A 19,425-nucleotide genomic window follows, 5' to 3' on the forward strand; every position below is an offset into this window, starting at 1 on the left:
ACTGGATTTGCGTAAAAACCAAATAACTATACCCAAAGTAATTGGAGTTGCAGGGAGGCGACAAGAGCGTGAGACCCTAGGAGCATAGTGTCCTATGTGACTGGGGCTAGAGCTCGCAGTCAACAACGCTGTAGCTTCAAGTACGAAGGGAATAAAATCAATTCCAGGAAGAAGCATGTTAAAAAAATCTACTCTGGCCCTTGCCGTGCTGGTTGCACTGGCTGGCTGTGAAAAAGCTCAAACTCCAACGCAATCCACTGATACAGCCCCTGCTGCTGTCGCTGAAGTGAAAACATTAACCTCCGGCATTGAGCTGTCTAATATGGATACCAGCGTGAAGCCGCAGCAGGACTTTTTCCGTTATGTAAACGGTAACTGGCTGGCGAAGACTGAAATTCCGGCGGATAAAGGTCGCTGGGGTAGTTTTGACGAGCTACGTGAAAATGCCGATAAACAAGTACTGGCTATAGTGCAGGAACTGGCAGCAAAAACTGCTGAACCTGGTTCTGATACTCAGAAAATTGCTGATTTCTATCGCTCTTATATGGACACTGCCACTCTGGATAACCTGGGTCTTGAGCCGTTAAAAGCTGACTTTGCGAAAGTGGATGCTTTAACTTCCCATGCTGACTTAGCTAAACTTTGGGGCGAATTACAGGCCTATCGTACTGGTACGCCGGTGGTGCTTTTTGTGGGCCAGGATCAGAAAGCTTCTGAGCAATATATTACGCTCGCCAACCAGTCAGGTTTGGGCATGCCGGATCGCGACTACTATCTGAATACTGATGAAAAGTCGAAAGAAATTCAGCAGAAGTATCAGGCTTATATCACGAAAGTGGCACAACTGGCGGGTTGGGCTGATCCGGCTAAAGTGGCGACCACAGTTTATGCTATTGAAAGCAAACTGGCTCAGGCGCAGTGGAGCAGGGTGAAAAACCGCGATCGTAATGCCACTTATAACAAGCTGACTCTGGCGCAATTGGCTGAAACCGCGCCGGGTTTTGATTGGGCTGCGTTATTGGGCGCCGCTAAACTTGCTGATGTGAAAGAGGTGGTCGTACGTCAACCGACTTATCTGACGGCTTTTGCCAAATTACAAAGCGAAATTCCGCTTGCAGACTGGCAGACTTATTTAAAATTCCATATGGTTCGTGCAAGCAGTGAGTTACTGGCCAGTAGTTTTGATCAGGCTAGTTTTGAATTCTACGGCAAAACCTTGTCTGGTTTGGAAGCGCAGCGTGAGCGTGAAAAACGAGCTGTGGCTGCGTTGGAAGATTCTTTAGGCTTTATGCTGGGCAAGATGTACGTGGAGCGTCACTTCAAGCCTGAAGCAAAAGAGCGCATGGATCAAATGATTAAAAACATGCGGGTTGCCTTTAAAGAAGCTATTGATGGACTGGAGTGGATGAGCCCGGAAACGAAAAAAGCGGCTCAGGAAAAATTGGCTAAATTTAACGCTAAAATTGGCTACCCTGATGTATGGCGTGACTACAGCTGTTTAGAGGTCAAAGCAGGAGACTTGCTGGGTAATATGCGCCGCAGTGGTCAATGTGAGTTTGACCGTATGGTGGCAAAATTAGGTCAACCTGTAGATCGGACTGAATGGGGTATGACACCTCAGACCGTCAATGCGTATTACAGCTCGACCATGAACGAAATTGTGTTCCCTGCCGCTATTCTGCAGCCACCGTTTTTTAACGTGAATGCAGATGATGCCGTCAACTATGGGGCTATTGGTGGTGTTATTGGCCATGAAATTACCCACGGCTTTGACGATCAGGGTCGCCGTTCAGATGGTAATGGTAATTTAACGGACTGGTGGCAAGCTACGGATGCTGAGCAATTCCAGAAACGTGCTCAGTTGATGATTGACCAGTACAGTGCGTTTAACCCTATTGATGATTTAAAACTGCAGGGCGCTTTGGGTTTAGGTGAAAACATCGCCGACTTGGGTGGCTTAACTGTTGCGTTTAAAGCTTACCAAACTTCATTGCAAGGCAAACCTGCTGCAGTGATCGATGGTTTTAGCGGTGATCAACGCTTCTTTATGGGCTGGTCTCAGGTCTGGCGTATTAAGTTCCGTGATGCCTCTTTGCGTCAGCAAGTGATCACTGGTCCTCACTCTCCGGGCATGTATCGTGTGCTGGGTGTGCTGTCGAATATGCCTGAGTTTTATCAGACTTTTGATGTGAAACCTGGTGATGGTATGTACCGTGATGATGCGGTTCGTGTCAAAATCTGGTAACAACGCAAAATCAAAGCCGAAGGACGCTTTTTAGCGTCCTTTTACTTTTCTGTCAGGCAGGGCATAGTAAGCAAGCACCGCTGAATAAATGCAGTTCAGGGCCTGATCTGAATACGTATTCATCTTGTTGTACAGCATGCATCACTGTTCTAATCGGGCACCCTATAAAAGTAAGTTCGGCCACTGATAAAGGCTGACCACCAGATCCGGGATAAAGGTTTGTAGACCAGAAGCCAAAGTGCTTTCCCTGAGATCGATCCTATTTTTTAATTCAAGAGTGGCTGATAAGCGGATCTGATCCGGAATAAAGCTGCCGGACGCAACAGGACAACGATATGCAACAAAAGCCTAATCTCAGTTTCTGGCAAATCTGGAATATGTGTTTTGGATTCCTTGGTATCCAGTTTGGTTTTGCGCTGCAAAACGGCAATGTCAGCCGTATTTTTCAGACGCTGGGCGCCAGTATTGATGAAATTCCTATTCTGTGGATTGCTGCGCCTTTAACAGGTTTGCTAGTACAGCCTCTGATTGGGCATTTTAGTGATAAAACCTGGACCAAACTGGGACGTCGACGTCCATTTTTCCTTTATGGCGCTATAGTCACTACTTTAGCGTTATTTTTTATGCCGAATTCACCGGGTTTGTGGATAGCTGCTGGTATGTTGTGGATTTTAGACGCCGCCATTAACGTCACTATGGAGCCGTTCCGTGCTTTTGTTGGTGATAATTTAAATGCCAGACAACGCCCTATGGGCTTTTCAATGCAAAGCTTTTTCATCGGCGTGGGTGCTGTTGTTGCTTCAGCTTTACCCTGGATTCTGACCAATTGGTTTAATGTTGCCAATACGGCCCCTGAAGGTCAGATCCCCGACTCGGTGAAGTATTCCTTTTATGCTGGTGGTGCGGTGTTGTTATTGGCTGTGCTTTGGACTGTGATCCGCAGCAGAGAATACAGCCCGGCACAACTGGCCGAGTATGAAAAAGCTGAAATGGCTGAGCCGGATCATCAGGCTCCTGTGATGCAAGCTGCAGGTTCAGGTAAAACCTATTTCCATCGCGGCTGGGCTTTTGTGTTAGTTGGTCTCATCTGCCTGACTGTGGTTTACAACTGGGATATGGACAAGCAGTTATATATTCTCGGTGGCGGTTTAGCTGCCTTTGGTTTATTGCAGTGGCTGACCAGTTGGTATAAGACCAAAGAAAACTACAACATGGTTGTGCAAATAGTGGATGATTTGTACAGCATGCCAATTACTATGCGCAGATTAGCTGTAGTGCAGTTTTTCTCCTGGTTTGCCTTGTTTTCATTATGGATCTACACCACAGCTGCAGTGACAGCTACGCATTACGGCAGCAGTGATCCTACTTCGGCCGCCTACAACGAAGGTGCGGATTGGGTGGGGATATTGTTTGCTATTTACAATGGTTTTGCGGCTATTGCGGCTATTCTGATCCCTGTGATGGTACGAAAAAGTAGTATTCAGCTGACCCATAGTTTTAATCTGGTCTGTGGCGCTTTTGGTTTATTTGGCTTTATGTGGATAGAAGACCCGCTGATGCTGTGGATCCCGATGATAGGTGTGGGGATGGCCTGGGCCTCTATTTTATCTCTGCCTTACGCTTTATTAGCCGACAGCTTGCCTGCCAATAAAATGGGGGTTTATATGGGGATATTTAATATCTTTATCGTATTGCCACAGTTATTGGCCGCCAGTATTTTAGGCTCGCTGGTGAATCATTTGTTTGAGAAACAAGCGATTTATGCGTTGGTGATAGGTGGTGTCAGTTGGATTATTGCCGCTTTATACGTACTACGCGTCAAAACACGTCGCTTGGCTTCTAAATAAAGGTTAGTGCAAGAGTTCTCCCGCTTCTGACCTCGTTTAGCGATGGACAGGTCAGAGGCACTTCCACTGAGTTCGTTATTTCTTCTGCCATCTGAACTGAGCCCAGAGTTGACGCTGCTTTTCAGGCATAAAACTCCAGACCAAAATCCGGCTTTGTTTATTGCCTTGTTGCATGTTAATTACCTGATGTTCTGCGCCCTGCTGAGTTAACTGCTTCTGAAGTGCTGGCAGATTGTCCTGTTTGGATACCAGGCTACTAAACCACAGTACTTGCTGCGCATAGCTTTGACTTTCTTCGATCATGGTTGTGATAAAAGCAGCTTCTCCACCGTCACACCATAGCTCATGCGAGCGTCCAGCGAAATTTAGCTCTGCTTTCTTATACCCCAGATTTTTGGCTTTACGTTCACTACCTGCTGCAGCTTGCTCAGCCGAGGCATGAAAGGGGGGGTTACATAAGGTCAGGTCAAACAAATCATCAGGTTGAATAATGCCGTGAAAAATATGACTGGAATGAGGTTGTTGACGCAGTGTAATTTTATGCTGTAGCTGATTTTGCTCTATCAATAAGTGGGCAGCTTCTGCAGCCATCGGATCCAGTTCGGAAGCCATTACCTTCCAGCCGTATTCGGCCTGAGCTAATAGAGGATAAATCAGATTGGCACCACAACCTGTGTCCAGCAACTGCACTTTGCTGCCGGTCGGTACTTTGTTTTTATTCAGCAAAGCTAACAAATCAGCCAGATAATGCAGGTAATCAACGCGGCCTGGTACTGCAGGACATAAAAAACCGTCTGGCAGTTGCCAATGAGCTACTGAGTACAGCTGTTTTAATAAGGCCTGGTTCAGAGTTTTTACCGCATCCGAATTGGCAAAGTCTATGGATAATTGACCGTATCCATTATCCCGGACAAAAGCACTGAGTGCCGGAACTGCAGCACAGAGGGCGGCAAAATCATAGGGTTGTTGATGTTTGTTGCGCGGATGCAAAGCTTTGTTGGATAGTTTCATGCAAAGGACCTGGGCTGCAGCTTAACGCTCTGCAGCACCACAAGAGTGACGGACAATAATTTTCGGCTGAATTTCTGTCAATTCTACAGCCTGATGATTAATCAGTTTTAATAAATTGACCACCAGCATTTCACCAGCCAAAGAGGTATTTTGCTGAATAGTAGTTAAAGCCGGTGATGAAAAAGAGGCCACAGGTATATCATCAAAGCCGACCACAGCGACATCTTCAGGCACCCTCAAGCCTTTTTTCTGCAAAGCACGAATAGCCCCAATGGCGATCAGGTCGCTGGCACAAAACAGTGCATCAAAAGTTTTACCCTGAGCATGTAGTTGATTAATTGCATCGAAGCCAGCTTGCTCTGTTGAAATGGCATCCAGCTGCGCCACAGTGTCCTCTGCTATTCCTGCTTGTTTTAGGGCGTGCACCATGCCCTGATAACGAGCTAAAAACTCAGGACTGTTATCGGATGCATTACCTATAAAAGCAAAGCGGCTGCGTCCTTGTTGCAGCAGATGTTGACCCGCCAGTTTTCCGCCTTGCAGATTATTACTGCGGATTGTGAATTCAGGGTGGCCTTGCACTTCAGCTCCCCAACAGACAAAGTGAGTTTGTTGCGCCAGCAAGGTATTGAGTTTTTCTTCGTAGTCTTTGTAGTCACCGTAACCCAGCAGAATAATACCATCGGCCTTTTTACTGTCCTCATAGTCAGCGTGCCAGTCATTGCTCAGTTGCTGAAAAGAGACTAATAAGTCGTGTCCACGCTGGCTGCAGGCCCGGGTAATACTGCCCAGCATAGCGAGGAAAAACGGATTGATCTGAGATTCGTCTACAGTCGGGTCTTCAAACAGTAATAGTGCCAAAGTGCCAGTCGTTTGTTTGCGTAAATTACTGGCGTTTTTATCCACTTTGTAATTTAACTGCTTCGCAATGGCGAATATTTTGTCTTTGGTTTCCTGATTCACAGCCGGGCTATCACGCAACGCACGCGAAACCGTGGATTGCGAGACGCCAGCCAGATAAGCGATATCAAAAGAGGTCGCTTTTCCTTTCATTGGTGTCATCGGGGCTATTCCTGGCTGATTTGTTGACTTCATATACCCTTCTTACTTGAAGCTGCAGCTGCGTTGACTGCGCTCTTTCGCATCAGTCACATAGACAACTATGTTCCTGACAACTCAATCTCTTGTCGCCTTGCCGCAACTCCAATTAATTTGGGTAACCCCCTTCTTACTTGAAGCTGCAGCTACGTTGACTGCGCTCTTTCGCATCAGTCACATAGACAACTATGTTCCTGACGACTCAATCTCTTGTCGCCCTAACATGGCTTTATCTTCGGTATGCTTTGGGATAACCCCAGCCCCGACAATAGCTCTTTCTGAGCACGGCTTCGAGGTGCTTATTTATTCTTAATAATGCTGGGCATCATAGCATTAAATTGTGGTCAGTGATCCTTTTCACTGGTTGCTATCACAACCTCACAATTTGATTTGATTACGTATTTTTCTACGTTGTGGATCCTATGTTTAGCCACAGCCGTGCTGTGACTGAATGCGGCAATTTGTACGAAGTTGTTAACTTTGCTTAAGCTGTTTTGTATTAACTGCTAAAGTATGCGCCATGATTAGCCTGAGTAACCCGTCCGATGAAATCTGTAGTTTGGTTTTTTCTCATCTGCCTTTTGAGCAGTAAAGCCGTGTTGGCATGCAGCGAAAACGCAGAGGGTTGCGTAGCATCCGAACAATTTCAGTTGTCTGTCGCTCTGGGAGCGGGACAACGCAGTAATCCGCTTTATGACGGTGACAGCTTTCCTATGCTGATTTTGCCGGATTTTAGTTACTATACCGACACTTGGTTCATCGACAATGGCACCTTAGGTTACAGTCTGGTTCAGCATGATCAGTTTGCGGCCAGTGTGGTGATGCGTTTGAACTCAGAGAAGGGCTACTTCCAGCGTTGGTTTGCCGGTAATGTCATTACGATGAACAGCGCTGGCGCGTTGTTGCCCCCTGAGGTTGAAATTGGCACCGAAAAGACGATGAGCACAGTATCGGTTGAACAGGTGAAAAAAAGGCCGACCGCGGTGGATGCTGGCTTACAGTTCAACTGGTTTGGAGAGCAGTGGCAAAGCCGACTGAACCTGTGGCAAGACATCAACTCCAAGTACCAGGGCCAGAATGCCAGTTTGAGTTGGTCGCGTTTTTGGCCTCTGGCTGGTGGGCAGTTTGATTTGAGTACCACTTTATACTGGAAAAGTGCCAAACTGATCGACACCTACTATGGGGTGGATGACGATGAACTCTATTACCTGGGGCGTTATGATGGACGGGCCAGTTGGCAACCTGAATTACGTTTAGGCTGGCAGAAGGCTCTGACTTCACGCTGGTCTGTACTTACTTTTTATCGATATCTGCATTTGGATGATGCGATGACGGATAGTCCGTTAGTGCAGGATGATTCAGTGCAGACCTGGTTTGTAGGTATGGTTTATCGCTTTTATTGAACGAAGGATAGGGAATGTTCGGGCTGTTATTCGCCGGTAATATGATGCTGGCTGCCGCCCAGCCCCCTGAATGCAAGGCTGAATTATGCTGGTCAGTAAGTCCGGCTTTTTGTGTTTCTGCAACACCAGAACAAGTTTGTGAGACTCAGCTAAATGTCAGTTGGAGTAGCAGCAAAGTTGAAAATTTGTGTCTGTATTTTGCACAGCAGCAAATGCAGTGTTGGCAGCAAGTCAAACAGGGAGAATGGCAACAAGTATTGAGTTGGCCGGGTAAAACGGAAGTCAGATTACAACACGAGCATGATGTGTTATTGCAAAAAGAGTTAATAGTCTTAAGCCGTCAGCCGGAAAAAAGACGACGTCTGGTGGCTCCCTGGAGTGTGTTTTGATGCAAAAAATCTTACTGGTTGAAGATGATGCCCGCTTAGCTGCTTTAGTGCAGAGCTTTCTGCAGCAACAAGGCTTTGAGGTTCGGTTGGAAAGTCGTGGAGATACAGTCGCGACTATTTGTCAAACCTGGTTGCCTGATTTGCTGATCCTGGATTTGATGTTGCCTGGTATGGATGGTTTTACAGTGTGCCGTACCATCAGGCCCTGGTTTACTGCGCCCATTTTAATGTTAACTGCCAAACAAGGTGATATTGATCAGGTGTTGGGGTTAGAACTGGGGGCGGATGATTATGTCATTAAACCAGTTGAGCCTCGCGTCTTGCTGGCCAGAGTGCATGCTTTGTTAAGACGGAGCAGTCCGACACAAAAAACTGAAAATCAGGAGCTTAGCTTTGGTCTGCTGAATCTGAATAACAGCGCCAGAGAAGCGCATTTCAAAGGACAGCTGGTCGAACTAACCAGCTATGAGTTTGATTTGTTATGGATGCTGGCTAAGCATGCGGGGCAGACAGTTAAACGTGAAGCCATTCATAAACAGATCATTGGCCGTGAATACGACGGTTTAGATCGTACAGTGGACGTTCGTGTGTCGCATTTACGTCGTAAACTTAATGATAACGCCGAAACACCATTTCGTATTAAAACTGTCTGGGGTAAAGGCTACTTGTTTGTTGCAGACGCCTGGAATAGCTAAACAGTGTCCAGGCTATTCCTGCATTTTTATCTGTTCATTTCGCTGGTACTGATTGGTGTTGGCTGGACTGTAGAGCGGATCTGGCAGGAAACTCAAAGTCAGGTTCCGCCCTGGGTGCTTTTACTGGCAGACAATCTGGCCGGACAACTCAGTACCCAGTCTTTACCGCATGCAAAGCTGTCCTCGGCATTGCCTGTCACTCAATTGCCCGCTGGCAGTATTTTATGGTCGGATGCTGAACTTGCTGCGTTAAACGCAGGGCAGGTGGTTCCTTTGTTTACCCAAGACCAGGTGTTTTTTTATGCGATACAACAGGATGAGTTGTGGCAGCTTGGTCCTGCTGATTTGACCGAAAGTGCTGTGCCTTCCTACTGGTTTAGTTTGTTGTTTTTAGGATTGTTAGCTGTGGCTGTATGGTTATGGCTTTGGCCTGTCGCCCGCGATATTCAAAAGCTCAAGCAACAATTATCTGAGCCTAACGCGCCAGCTGCTGTGCCAGTGCGATCTTTTATCGCCCCTATTGCACTTAGTTTTGAACAAATGCGACAACAAATTCAGCGATTACTGGGGTTGCAGCGCGAAATGACGCAGGCAGTTTCGCACGAATTACGTACCCCCTTAGCCCGTTTGAGTTTCGCATTGGAATTGTCTGCTCTGCCCACAGACGAAAAGCAACTGATGCTAAATGATGTTAAAGAGTTAGAGCATCTGGTGGATGAGATGCTGGACTATGCCCGTCTCGAATCGGTACAGCCACAGTTGAAGAAGCAGCAGGTCGACTTATCTGAATTGCTGCAGAACTTAGTTGAAAAGTTATCTCCTCTGCCTGGCGCTCCTGTCACGCTTCAGGTGGGGGCTGGCTGCATTTATGTCTGCGATGGTCATTATCTGGAAAGGGCAGTGCAAAATTTACTGGTGAATGCGAAACGATTTGCTCGTACTCAGGTACTGATGACACTTGAAGTAAAACCGCATTCGATTGAGATCACTGTGGAAGATGACGGGCCTGGTATAGCGTTGGAACAAAGAGCAGAAATTCTGAAGCCTTTTGTCCGATTGGACCCAAGCAGGCAAAAAGGTTTTGGTGGTTTTGGTCTGGGCCTGGCTATTGTCAGTCGGGTGATGGAATGGCATCAGGCAAGTATTAAGGTTGATGACAGTCGTTTGGGTGGTGCTTGTTTCAGGATAAAACTGCCGTTAGTTCACTGAGCCAACGGCAGTCACAGAATATTACAGTCCCAGGTTTTTCAGAAAATCATCGTCTGCGTCAGAGGTTAACACTTCAACAGCTTCTGTTTCAGTGGCATTGGTATTCGCGATGATATCGTCCGGATTTTCGTCCTGAGTGGGGATAAAATCATGCAATTGGATAAATTCAGTTTTATCCATCGACAGTTCCATATAAAAAATGGCGTGATTGGGGGTACTGAACGTGACTCGTCTGGCCTGAGGCTGATCCAACTGAGTATTGATCATGATTTGCACTTGTTTATTAATTGCCATCATTTTAGGTTGGCTTTGATTAATAGAGGTTTGCAGCTCCATCCGGACTCTGTTAGTGAAGTCACCCACTATTTGGTTCATCAACTCGCCCATCACATTACCTACCTCGTCTGAGGTATGGAAATTGGCAAGTTCAGACTCTGGCATCCCCATGCTCATCATGTACTTACGGTAAATTTCCATTGCAGCTTGCGCGGTAAAATTGATGATGACTAAACCAGAAAAACCGCCATCAAATAATACGAAGCAGCCTAAATCTGGACGCAGACAGGTTTTCTGGATTTTTTGCACCATAGGTGAGTAAGCAACTTTATCATTACCTGCTGCAGCCAAAACCTGAGTCACAGAATGGCAGAGCGTGAGCAGTATTTCTTCGGTAGTAATTACTTTTGTTTTTTTCATCTCTTAACCCGGCTAAGCAACAACATTAACCTTAGTATATCTCTATTCGAACGCATAACACTATAAAAAGCCTAAGGCTTTATGCTAACACCTCTATAGAGGGCAGCAGATGTTCTATTCATTTAAAGAGGCAAAGAGCAATGACAGAGCAAGAAAAAATGGCTGCAGGTTTGTGGTTTAATCCTGCGGATAAGGCTCTGGCTGCACAACGACAGTATGCCAAAGCTTTGTGTGTGCAGATGAATCAACAGGGGCCTTTACCTTTTAAAGCTCATCAACAGCAGGCCGGACAACTTTTTGGCAAGCTGGGCAGCTGTTATATCGAGCCCAATTTCTTTTGCGATTATGGCTATAACATTGAACTGGGGAAGAATTTTTATGCGAATCATCACTGCGTTATTTTAGATGCTGCTAAAGTGCGTATTGGGGATGATGTGCTACTAGGGCCCGGTGTGCAGATATACACTGTGACCCATCCGCTGGATGCGGCACAGCGAAAAACCGGATTAGAAAAAGGTCTGGCCGTTACTATCGGCAACTCGGTCTGGGTTGGCGGCGGAGCCATTATTTTACCTGGTGTCAGCATAGGTGAGGGCGCCGTTGTTGCTGCTGGTGCTGTGGTGACTAAAGATGTACCAGCGTATGTAGTGGTGGCAGGTAATCCAGCTAAGGTGATAAAAAATCTGGATTAAAGTCTGGGCCTGTCATGGATTTTTTGAAATTCTCCTGATTCTATAAGATGAAGCAGGCCAGCATTAAATCTTGCCTGCAACTCCGGACTCCAGAATGCCGCAGGGTATTCAACGGCGGGGAAAATCTCATGTATTTGCAAAGTACCCTGACCATAATTTTTATTGGCATAATAGCTGAGTACTTTCCGATCCCCTACCATCAACTGAACCCGGTCATTCATTAATAACTCAAATTGTTTCTCGCGGTCAGCTTCTTCCAGGTAATGTGCTGTTTTGATGATGGCAGAAAAATCCGGCCCTAATACTTCACTGGCTTGTTGATAGGCAACAATAGTTTTTCCCGTCAAATCTTTCATGCTATCGATGTTAAGTTTTGTTGTACTTTTGTTCGCAACAACATCCAACACAGTGAAATAGGGCTGGCTGTAAAATGCGCCGGGATAAGGCACAGCAACAGGACTGGCTATGTCCAGCTTTTGTTCTGAAAATAGCTTGAGTAAGCGATTGTAGCTGTAGAGTTCAAACTCAGCCTCAATGCCCTCACGCTGTAAAATAGCTTTTACTATCTCATAATCCACACCGGTCATTTCCCCTTGCGCATTCCGGTATGCCCAGGGAGCGGAATCATGTAAACCCACTTTAATGCTGGCAGCTTGGGTAAATAAGCTGACCAAACTGAAGAATAAAACAAAAGGTCTCATAAAGGCTCCGGTAAAGCATAAGCTCCTTGCCTGTTTTTAACACAGTTCGGGACCAGTGTCGCAATTTTTAAGATGGTGCTGCCAATAAATTTTACTCAGATCAGGTATCATTTAATTGCTTCCTGTCTGGATCCTATTATGAGTAAAACTGTTTCTTTGGGTTTATTGGTGCTGCTTGCCAGTATCATCGCTATTACCCCTCTGGCCATTGATATGTATTTACCTGCTATGCCAGTGATGGCTGATGAATTAGGTACAGATATTGGTCTTATTCAGCAATCGTTGAGCATATATCTGGCAGCTTACGGTTTAGGGATGCTGCTGTTTGGCCCGCTGGCTGATGCTATTGGTCGTCGTCCTTTGGCTTTAGGTGGGCTGTGTTTTTTTTGCCTGGCCAGTTTTGCATTAGCTTTTTGTCAAGACGCTCAGTGGTTGTTAGCGTTACGCGCGTTACAGGCTTTTGCCGGCAGTGCGGCAACTGTAGTCATTCCTGGAATTATTCGTGCTTTGTATCAGGAAAATACAGCCAAAGGTATGTCCTATGTGTCGATGATTATGATGATGGCGCCTCTGATCGCTCCGGCTATCGGCAGTGCTGTACTTTGGGTTGGGCATTGGCAGGATATCTTTTTAGTGCTGGCTTTGTATTCGGCATTGATCCTGCTGCTGACCTGGCGTTTTTTACCTGATCCTGTGCCAGTTGTGAAAGGACGGCAGCTGGAATTTTTCTCTGGTTATCGTTTTGTGTTTGCCCACCTGGCGGCGCGACCACAAATTGCGACCTCGATGTTTGCCTCTTTTTCTTTCTTTTGCTTTCTGACCGCGGTGCCTTTTGTTTATATTGAATACTTCGGAGTCAACGAACAACTCTTTAGCCTGTTGTTTGCACTCAATGTGGGCATGCTGATGCTGGCTAATTTCTGTAATAGCAGGTTGGTCAGCCGCTTTGGTCCGCAGCGTATGCTGAATATGGGACTGGTATCCGCACTGTGCAGCGCTGTTGTGCTTTGTCTGGCCAACTGGTTTGAACTAGGTTTAGTGTTTACTGTGCTGAGCATTGCGCCTTTGATGGCAAGCTTGGGTTTGATTGCCACTAATGCAGACGCGATGATTTTGATGCGTTTTCCTGAGCACAGTGGCACAGCTACGGCGGTGATTGGGACACTGAGATTTGGCAGTGGTGCATTAGCTGGTCCTCTGTTAGCGCTGATTTATACCGGAACAGCTCTGCCTTTTTCCTTATTGATGTTGTCTGGCGTGCTGGCGATCGCTATTAGTCAGTTTTTAGGTGCACATCAAGCGCGGCCTGCCAAAGCATCTTAAGATTGCAGATGATTGAGTAGCCGGTCAAAGGCGCGATAACTTAAGGCTTCGAGTAAATCCGTGCGCTCTATCTGCGGACGCTGAGCTAAGTCGGCCAGAGTACGTGCTACTTTGAGCAGTTTGTGATAACTGCGGGCAGATAGTTTGAGCTGGGTCAGGCAATGTTCAAAAAAATCGGCATCTGCTGGTGTTAAGTAACAGTGTTGTGCCAGTTCAGTCAGGTTTAAGCGTGCATTGGCTTTGCCTTGCCGTTGCCACTGAATAGCTCGTGCCGACTGCACTCTTTGTTTTACCTGAACACTGGACTCTTCCTGTTTATGCTGGCTTAAACTGCCTTTAGGTAACAGTGGAACTTCGACCTGGAGTTCGATACGGTCGAGAAAAGGACCAGATAAACGGCTTAAATAACGGCGGATTTGCTCTGGACTGGAGCGGCCATCTTTGTGGTGCCCTGACGGGCTTGGGTTGAGCGCTACGACCAATTGAAAACAGGCAGGAAACTCAGCCTGTCGCGCTGCTCTGGAGATAAATACTTTGCCGCTTTCTAAAGGTTGGCGTAGTGATTCGAGTACCAGACGTGGAAATTCGGGTACCTCATCTAGAAACAGAATGCCGCTGTGGGCTAAAGATATTTCTCCGGGACGAGGTACAGAACCACCCCCAACCAAAGCTACTGCTGAGCAGGTGTGATGAGGCTGACGAAAGGGCCGCTGATGCCATTGTTGCAAGGTCCGGGGTTGTGCAGCTACTGAATAAATCGCTGCGGTCTCAAGCGCCTCTTGATCACTCAGGCCGGGTAAAATACCAGGTAAACGTTGAGCCAGCATAGATTTCCCTGTGCCTGCTGGGCCAAACATCAGCAAGTTATGTTCACCTGCTGCAGCTATTTCCAGTGCTCTTTTCGCTTGAGCCTGACCACGTACTTCAGCCAGATCCGGATAGGATTCAGCCTGAATATCCGTAATGGCAGGTATAGCAGGTAAGGCCTGATGTTGCAGTAAAAATGCATGGAGTTGTAATAAATGCTCTGCGCCGCACAGCTGCATATCGGGAATGTGTTGTGCTTGTACCGCATTTTGTAAAGGAAATACAGCGATATGTCCGGCCATTTTGCAGGCCAAAGCCAAAGGGATTTCGCCGACTATACTGCGAATTTCACCTGATAAGGCTAATTCGCCAAAAAACTCATAACCCGATAAATCTGCTTGCAATTGACCGCTCGCATGCAAGATGCCCAGTGCTATCGCCAAATCAAAACGACCGCCTTCTTTGGGAAGATCGGCAGGTGCCAGGTTGACGGTGATTTTATGATCCGGAAACTCAAAACCGCTATTAATCAAAGCGCTGCGTACTCTGTCTTTGGCTTCTTTGACTGAGGTTTCTGGCAAGCCTACCAGCTGAAATCCCGGTAGACCACGACTCAGATGAACCTCCACTGTGACCAGTGGTGCCTGTAAACCGCAGCGGGCTCTGCTGTGAACTAAGGCCAGTGCCATGCTCTATCCTTAGATGATTTTGTTTACTTAATTTTAACCTTTAAACTTCAGTTCGCCAGTAGTCACAGCGAATTGACAAAAGTGTTTTTTAAGCCTCATACCATTTGCGGTTAAGTCTATGTTTATTGCCACTATTTTCTTCTTTTTCTACAACGAAATACAGCCGGAGTACTTTCATTTTCCGCATTTCCTGCTATTCCTCTAACAGTAGAGCAATAAATTGAACCTGAACTGTTTTGTCTGATAAGGTGAGGGTAACTAACTACAGCTTGGTATTGATCTGGTATCAGTAAACACATTGGGGTCCCATGCGCTTTGTATTGATATTGCTGTTCAATTGTGGTCTGTGTTGGAGCTTGCAGGCTAAAACTTATGTGATTGGTATAGAGCAGCTGGACTATTACCCGCATTACGATTTTAAATCGGCTCAGCCCAGAGGTTATTTTTTCGATTTAATACAGCTTTATAGCCAGTGGAGCGGCGATGAGTTTGTCTTTAAGGCTCTGCCGGTTAAACGTTTATACAAAGACTCAATTGAGCTGACAGACTTTGTCTATCCGGACAACAGAGCATGGCAACCTCATTTAGATATAGATTCAAACATCACTAAGTATTACAGCGCTCCGGTGATTTATACGCTGGGAGCTACTATGGTCTTGCCAGAAAAGCGTCGTATGACGATGGATGAGTTTAAAGTGCTGGCGAACATCCATGGATTCTCGCCGACGCTTTGGATGGAGTTAAAACAACATCACAAGTTTAAAATCCTGGATGTACCTGATGCTGAGTCTGCTTTACGTATGGCGATGCGAGGCAGAGTTGATGCTGCAAACGTCGAATACAATGTCGCTTTGCATCATCTTCAGCAAATGAAATTATCTGGAGCTTTGGTGATGGCTGAGCATTTACCTTTTACCAATCTCGCATTTCATTTATCCAGCCAAAAACATCCGGAACAAATACGGCGTTTTAATCAGTTTCTGATTGAACAACAGGACCAGATCCAGCGGTTAAAGCGGCGTTATGCTTTAGTAGAATACAAGGGACAATTGCCAAAATTGCCGGATGACCAAAAGGTTACTGCTGAAATTCGCCATTAAAGTCGCTACACTAGCCATAGTTAATTAAAATCATGGGAACTTGATATGTTTGAATGGATCGCAAGTCCAGAGGCCTGGATTGCGTTGGGTACTCTGGCAGCTTTAGAAATTGTCTTAGGCATAGACAACATTATCTTCTTATCTATTTTGGTTGGGCGTTTACCTGAACACCAGCGTGCTTTTGCCCGTCGTATGGGGTTAGGCTTAGCTATGTTTGCCCGTCTGGCACTGTTATTCTCGATTTCCTGGGTGATGGGGTTAACTGAAACCTGGTTTACCGTATTGGGTAATGACATTTCGGGTCGGGATGTGATCTTAATAGGTGGCGGTTTGTTCCTGCTGGCGAAGTCGACTCAGGAAATTCACCATAGCCTTGAAGGCCCTGATGAAGAAGAAAACGCAGGTCCTAAAGTGGTCGCGAATAACCTCTTTATGGTGCTGATCCAAATCGCGATCTTAGATATCGTTTTCTCTTTAGATTCAGTGATCACTGCTGTTGGTCTGGTCAATCAAATTGAAATTATGGCTATTGCTATCATCGCAGCTGTTTTAGTGATGATGTTTGCTGCTAAGTCTATTGGTGATTTTGTTGATGCCCACCCTTCTATTAAAGTACTGGCGTTATCTTTCCTGATTTTGGTCGGTGTAACTTTAATGATCGAAGGTTTTGATGTGCATGTACCAAAAGGTTATATCTATTTTGCTATGGCGTTCTCTGTTGCTGTGGAGATGGTCAATATCCGTATGCGTAAAGGCCGCAATGCAGTGAAACTGCATAAAGCCATGACAGAAGAGAAAGCTGAATAAACTCGGCCCCTGACGTGAAAAAAAAGCCCTGTGAGTTAACAACTGACGGGGCTTTTTCTTTCCAGCTGCAGATACAAGACTGTAGCGAGCAGCAGAGTGAAAACTACAGCAACACCAACTGAGCTTATCCGGTACAAAGCGCTGTACATCAGATCCTGATCCGGCTTTAAATACTGACCAAAAATAATGGCCATAGTAGTCATGCCGCCAAAAGCCACACCCGAGCCAGGCCCTTCCAGTTGCTGCGCTCTGGCAAAAATCAACATGCCAAAAAAGAACGCCAGCATGGTTAACGGCAAGTGCTGATAGTTGTCGTACAACACCAACTGAGCGACTATGGCATAAGCCGATCCCAGCAAGACTCCAGAAGCTCTTTTGATGCCCGCTTGTACTATTCCAGTGAAACTCATCGGCAGCAGGATCAGGATGCTGCTGGCCTGAGCGGACAGTGAATCCTGTAAGTCCAGCAGTTGAAAGGTCACAAAAGATAATGTGGCCAAAGATGCAGCCACCAGACTTTGTTGCTGCTGCTCAAAAGCTGTTTTCGCCGGGGGCAGTTGCATTGGCTGTTCTGATACTGGAAATAACCAAATCATGCTACTGGCAATGAGCAAAGCCAATAATACGGCCAATAAAGCATTGCCAAGCATTTGGCCAGGATCCATGCTGGGGTAGCTGGCAAAATGCAAAAAGATACTACCGTTAATAATGGCAATAGCGGCAAAAACAAAAAGAGCTCCCTTGGCCATCAGGCGGAATAACCAGAGAAAATACACAAACACCAGCAGTGTCATGACCAGGCTTAAAGCGCCGAGCCAGCTGTACAGCAATACCATAGCGCCAGCCAGCAGGTTCGCCGTCAGGTATTGCAGTACCACAAAAGGGGTCAGTCTTGGGATTAAGCCTAACAGCAGCACAGGACTGATGGTGAAAAACACGCCCCATTGATCGGAGTTGGTCAGTTTAGCCAGCAGTAAACCCAGACTGGCACCAAAGGCCAGCCGCAGTACTTTATTAAAAGGAGTGGAAGCAAACATAGTAGGCCCTGTGCTCTGTCATCAACACCATCTCAGTAGACATAATGCAGCAGGCTAATCAGCTGGATTTGGCTTTTCGCCAAAGCGGCCAGCACGCTGTTGTCTTGCGGCACCAGTTGCACTGTGGCGCGGGAACCTACCACTAAAGCTGGCGGCATTTGCTGTTGCATCGCCAGATTCACTTTTAAACGCTGGGCATCACGAACCCAGCGGCTGCTGCTGTCAGCTGTGGCTAAGCGTCCATCCGGTGTGCTTTGGCCATTGGCGACACCAGCATCAATATCGCGCACTGAAGCTGTAAATACTTCACCAGGTAAAGCGTCAAAAGTGATAAGTGCCTCAGTGCCCCGGTGCACATGCAACAGACTTTTCTCCCGAAACAAAGCGCTGACCCAACTTTGCTGAGTGGACACCAAAGCGACTGTGGCCTGATGACTCGCCAGATTAGTACCGACCTCCAGTTGTAAGTCTGTCACTATGCCATCGACATCGGCATAGACTTTTGTTCTGTCCAGTTCCAGTTGTGCTAAGGCCAGCTGATTCCGGGCTTGTTTAATTTGTACTAATTCCTCAGATGGTATTCCAAGTTCAGCTTCACGTTCCGCTAAATCTGCTGTACTGGCCTGTAGCTCTGCTTTGGCTTTGAGTACCGCAGTTTGACTTTGCTCCAGTTGCTGGCGTGGAATTAGTTTTTGACTGTAGAGTTGCTGATAACGCTGATCTTCCCTTTGTACGTCTTGCAGGGCAAAACGTGCCTGATCAACACGTGCCGTTGCACTTTGCAAAGCCGCGCTTAACTGACGATTGTTTTGCTGACTTTGCTCCAGTTGTAACTGAGCCTGCTCCAGCTTGAGTTGGTAGTCCGTTGGATCCAGTTCAAACAATAAATCGCCTTTTTTCACCTGTTGATTATTTTGCACTGCAACAGAGACCACACGACCAGACACCTGTGGCGCAACCTGTACCACGTAACGTTGCACCAGACTGTCTGTAGTGACAGGCATGTACAAATCTGCAGCCAGGTAGTAACCAAACACCAGTCCGAACAGTAATAAGGTCCATTTGATCCAGCGATTAAACAGTTGCTCGGCGCTCATGCTAAATCTCCGGCTTTTTGATCCTGCAAAAGTACTGCGGCTTGTTGCAATACCAAACTCAGTAAGAGTGGTAAATCCTGCTGCTGTTGCGGGGTCAGTTTGGCCAATAATTGCTGTTGCAGTGCACTGCGTTGTTCATTGATAGCGGCAACTAAATCTGTAGCCGCCGGTAATAAATACAACACCTTCTGACGTCTATCCTGCTCTGAAGGACGACGCTCTATCAGACCTTGTTTTTCCAGCTGGTCTAGAACCGGCACTAAAGAAGGGGTTTCTACAGCCAATAGACGGGCTAGTTCAGTTTGACTAAAGCCCTGATTTTCAGCGATGTACACCAGTGCTATGCCAGAGCTTTGCGTCAGCCCCTGACAAGCTAATTGTTTATCCAGCAAACAGCGCCATTGGCGGGATAGCTGGTGAACTTGCAGACCTAGACTTTGGAAACTCATAATTTGCTCGTTAATAATTAGGAAGCTAACGGTATTTTAGTTAGCTTCCTAATCAATTTCAAGCTGAAGCAGCAATAGCCTCATTTTCTGTGTAAATAAAAAAGTACAGGTGACCTTGCTGCTGGGCAGG

18 protein-coding genes are annotated in these 19,425 nt (G+C 46.5%); 10 read left to right on the forward strand and 8 right to left on the reverse strand.

Going from position 1 to position 19,425, the window contains the following annotated elements; translation table 11 throughout:
• The first annotated feature begins 175 nt into the window (after nt 1–175).
• Both IEW88_RS06115 and IEW88_RS06120 read left to right on the forward strand, forming a co-directional pair.
• Complete coding sequence (locus tag IEW88_RS06115) at nt 176–2,245, forward strand: M13 family metallopeptidase (protein WP_147903475.1); 2,070 nt, start codon at nt 176–178, stop codon at nt 2,243–2,245.
• 335 nt (nt 2,246–2,580) lie between these two features.
• Nucleotides 2,581–4,092, forward strand: coding sequence for an MFS transporter (locus IEW88_RS06120; protein WP_147903476.1), 1,512 nt, complete (start codon nt 2,581–2,583; stop codon nt 4,090–4,092).
• Nucleotides 4,093–4,167: 75 nt separating this feature from the next.
• Here IEW88_RS06120 and rlmF read toward each other — a convergent pair whose 3' ends face one another.
• On the reverse strand, nt 4,168–5,103 hold the full coding sequence (gene rlmF, locus IEW88_RS06125) for a 23S rRNA (adenine(1618)-N(6))-methyltransferase RlmF (RefSeq protein WP_147903477.1): 936 nt from the start codon (nt 5,101–5,103) through the stop codon (nt 4,168–4,170).
• A 21-nt stretch (nt 5,104–5,124) separates the two neighbouring features.
• The gene (locus tag IEW88_RS06130; RefSeq protein WP_221411372.1) at nt 5,125–6,165 is read right to left on the reverse strand and encodes a LacI family DNA-binding transcriptional regulator; all 1,041 of its coding nucleotides are present in this window, start codon (nt 6,163–6,165) and stop codon (nt 5,125–5,127) included.
• Nucleotides 6,166–6,797: 632 nt separating this feature from the next.
• Here IEW88_RS06130 and IEW88_RS06135 point away from each other — a divergent pair.
• The 4 genes from IEW88_RS06135 to IEW88_RS06150 are packed head-to-tail and all read left to right on the forward strand — an operon-like array spanning nt 6,798 to nt 9,897.
• Nucleotides 6,798–7,604: a MipA/OmpV family protein gene (locus tag IEW88_RS06135; RefSeq protein ID WP_185148552.1), complete on the forward strand. Its 807-nt coding sequence runs from the start codon at nt 6,798–6,800 to the stop codon at nt 7,602–7,604.
• A 14-nt stretch (nt 7,605–7,618) separates the two neighbouring features.
• On the forward strand, nt 7,619–7,993 hold the full coding sequence (locus IEW88_RS06140) for a DUF3019 domain-containing protein (RefSeq protein WP_147903479.1): 375 nt from the start codon (nt 7,619–7,621) through the stop codon (nt 7,991–7,993).
• Nucleotides 7,993–8,688, forward strand: coding sequence for a winged helix-turn-helix domain-containing protein (locus tag IEW88_RS06145; protein WP_147903480.1), 696 nt, complete (start codon nt 7,993–7,995; stop codon nt 8,686–8,688). Before IEW88_RS06140 ends, IEW88_RS06145 begins: the two co-directional genes overlap by 1 nt.
• A 3-nt stretch (nt 8,689–8,691) precedes the next feature.
• A complete protein-coding gene (locus IEW88_RS06150; protein ID WP_147903481.1) occupies nt 8,692–9,897 on the forward strand; it encodes an ATP-binding protein in 1,206 nt (401 codons plus the stop codon).
• 21 nt (nt 9,898–9,918) lie between these two features.
• On the opposite strand, the gene IEW88_RS06155 is transcribed toward IEW88_RS06150, so the two are convergent.
• Entirely contained in the window at nt 9,919–10,593 is a 675-nt protein-coding gene (locus tag IEW88_RS06155) for a DUF3334 family protein (protein WP_147903482.1), read from the reverse strand.
• 140 nt (nt 10,594–10,733) lie between these two features.
• Here IEW88_RS06155 and IEW88_RS06160 point away from each other — a divergent pair, with 140 nt between their 5' ends.
• Complete coding sequence (locus tag IEW88_RS06160) at nt 10,734–11,285, forward strand: sugar O-acetyltransferase (RefSeq protein ID WP_147903483.1); 552 nt, start codon at nt 10,734–10,736, stop codon at nt 11,283–11,285.
• Here IEW88_RS06160 and IEW88_RS06165 read toward each other — a convergent pair.
• Nucleotides 11,282–11,986: a substrate-binding periplasmic protein gene (locus IEW88_RS06165; RefSeq protein WP_147903484.1), complete on the reverse strand. Its 705-nt coding sequence runs from the start codon at nt 11,984–11,986 to the stop codon at nt 11,282–11,284. The genes IEW88_RS06160 and IEW88_RS06165 overlap by 4 nt on opposite strands.
• A gap of 138 nt (nt 11,987–12,124) precedes the next feature.
• On the opposite strand from IEW88_RS06165, the gene IEW88_RS06170 reads away from it, so the two are divergent.
• A complete protein-coding gene (locus IEW88_RS06170) occupies nt 12,125–13,309 on the forward strand; it encodes a Bcr/CflA family efflux MFS transporter (protein ID WP_147903485.1) in 1,185 nt (394 codons plus the stop codon).
• Here the strand turns inward: IEW88_RS06170 and IEW88_RS06175 are convergent.
• Nucleotides 13,306–14,805, reverse strand: coding sequence for a YifB family Mg chelatase-like AAA ATPase (locus IEW88_RS06175; protein WP_147903486.1), 1,500 nt, complete (start codon nt 14,803–14,805; stop codon nt 13,306–13,308). The two genes, IEW88_RS06170 and IEW88_RS06175, sit on opposite strands and share 4 nt — an antisense overlap.
• A 308-nt stretch (nt 14,806–15,113) precedes the next feature.
• Between IEW88_RS06175 and IEW88_RS06180 the strand changes: the two genes are divergently transcribed.
• Both IEW88_RS06180 and IEW88_RS06185 read left to right on the forward strand, forming a co-directional pair.
• Nucleotides 15,114–15,905 (forward strand): transporter substrate-binding domain-containing protein, encoded by a 792-nt coding sequence (locus IEW88_RS06180; RefSeq protein WP_147903487.1) that lies wholly within the window; start codon nt 15,114–15,116, stop codon nt 15,903–15,905.
• Between the two features lie 45 nt (nt 15,906–15,950).
• Nucleotides 15,951–16,712, forward strand: coding sequence for a TerC family protein (locus IEW88_RS06185; RefSeq protein WP_147903488.1), 762 nt, complete (start codon nt 15,951–15,953; stop codon nt 16,710–16,712).
• 35 nt (nt 16,713–16,747) lie between these two features.
• Here the strand turns inward: IEW88_RS06185 and IEW88_RS06190 are convergent, their stop codons facing one another.
• From IEW88_RS06190 to IEW88_RS06200, 3 genes are read right to left on the reverse strand one after another with little or no spacing between them, the layout of a single operon-like run.
• Nucleotides 16,748–17,749: a DUF2955 domain-containing protein gene (locus tag IEW88_RS06190; RefSeq protein ID WP_147903489.1), complete on the reverse strand. Its 1,002-nt coding sequence runs from the start codon at nt 17,747–17,749 to the stop codon at nt 16,748–16,750.
• A 32-nt stretch (nt 17,750–17,781) separates the two neighbouring features.
• Nucleotides 17,782–18,846, reverse strand: coding sequence for an HlyD family secretion protein (locus tag IEW88_RS06195; protein ID WP_147903490.1), 1,065 nt, complete (start codon nt 18,844–18,846; stop codon nt 17,782–17,784).
• Nucleotides 18,843–19,295, reverse strand: coding sequence for a MarR family winged helix-turn-helix transcriptional regulator (locus tag IEW88_RS06200; RefSeq protein WP_147903491.1), 453 nt, complete (start codon nt 19,293–19,295; stop codon nt 18,843–18,845). The genes IEW88_RS06195 and IEW88_RS06200 overlap by 4 nt, the downstream gene beginning before the upstream one ends.
• Nucleotides 19,296–19,425: the final 130 nt, after the last annotated feature.

Origin of the sequence: Rheinheimera tangshanensis (assembly GCF_014645135.1) — a bacterium.
Taxonomy (GTDB): Bacteria; Pseudomonadota; Gammaproteobacteria; order Enterobacterales; family Alteromonadaceae; genus Pararheinheimera; species Pararheinheimera tangshanensis.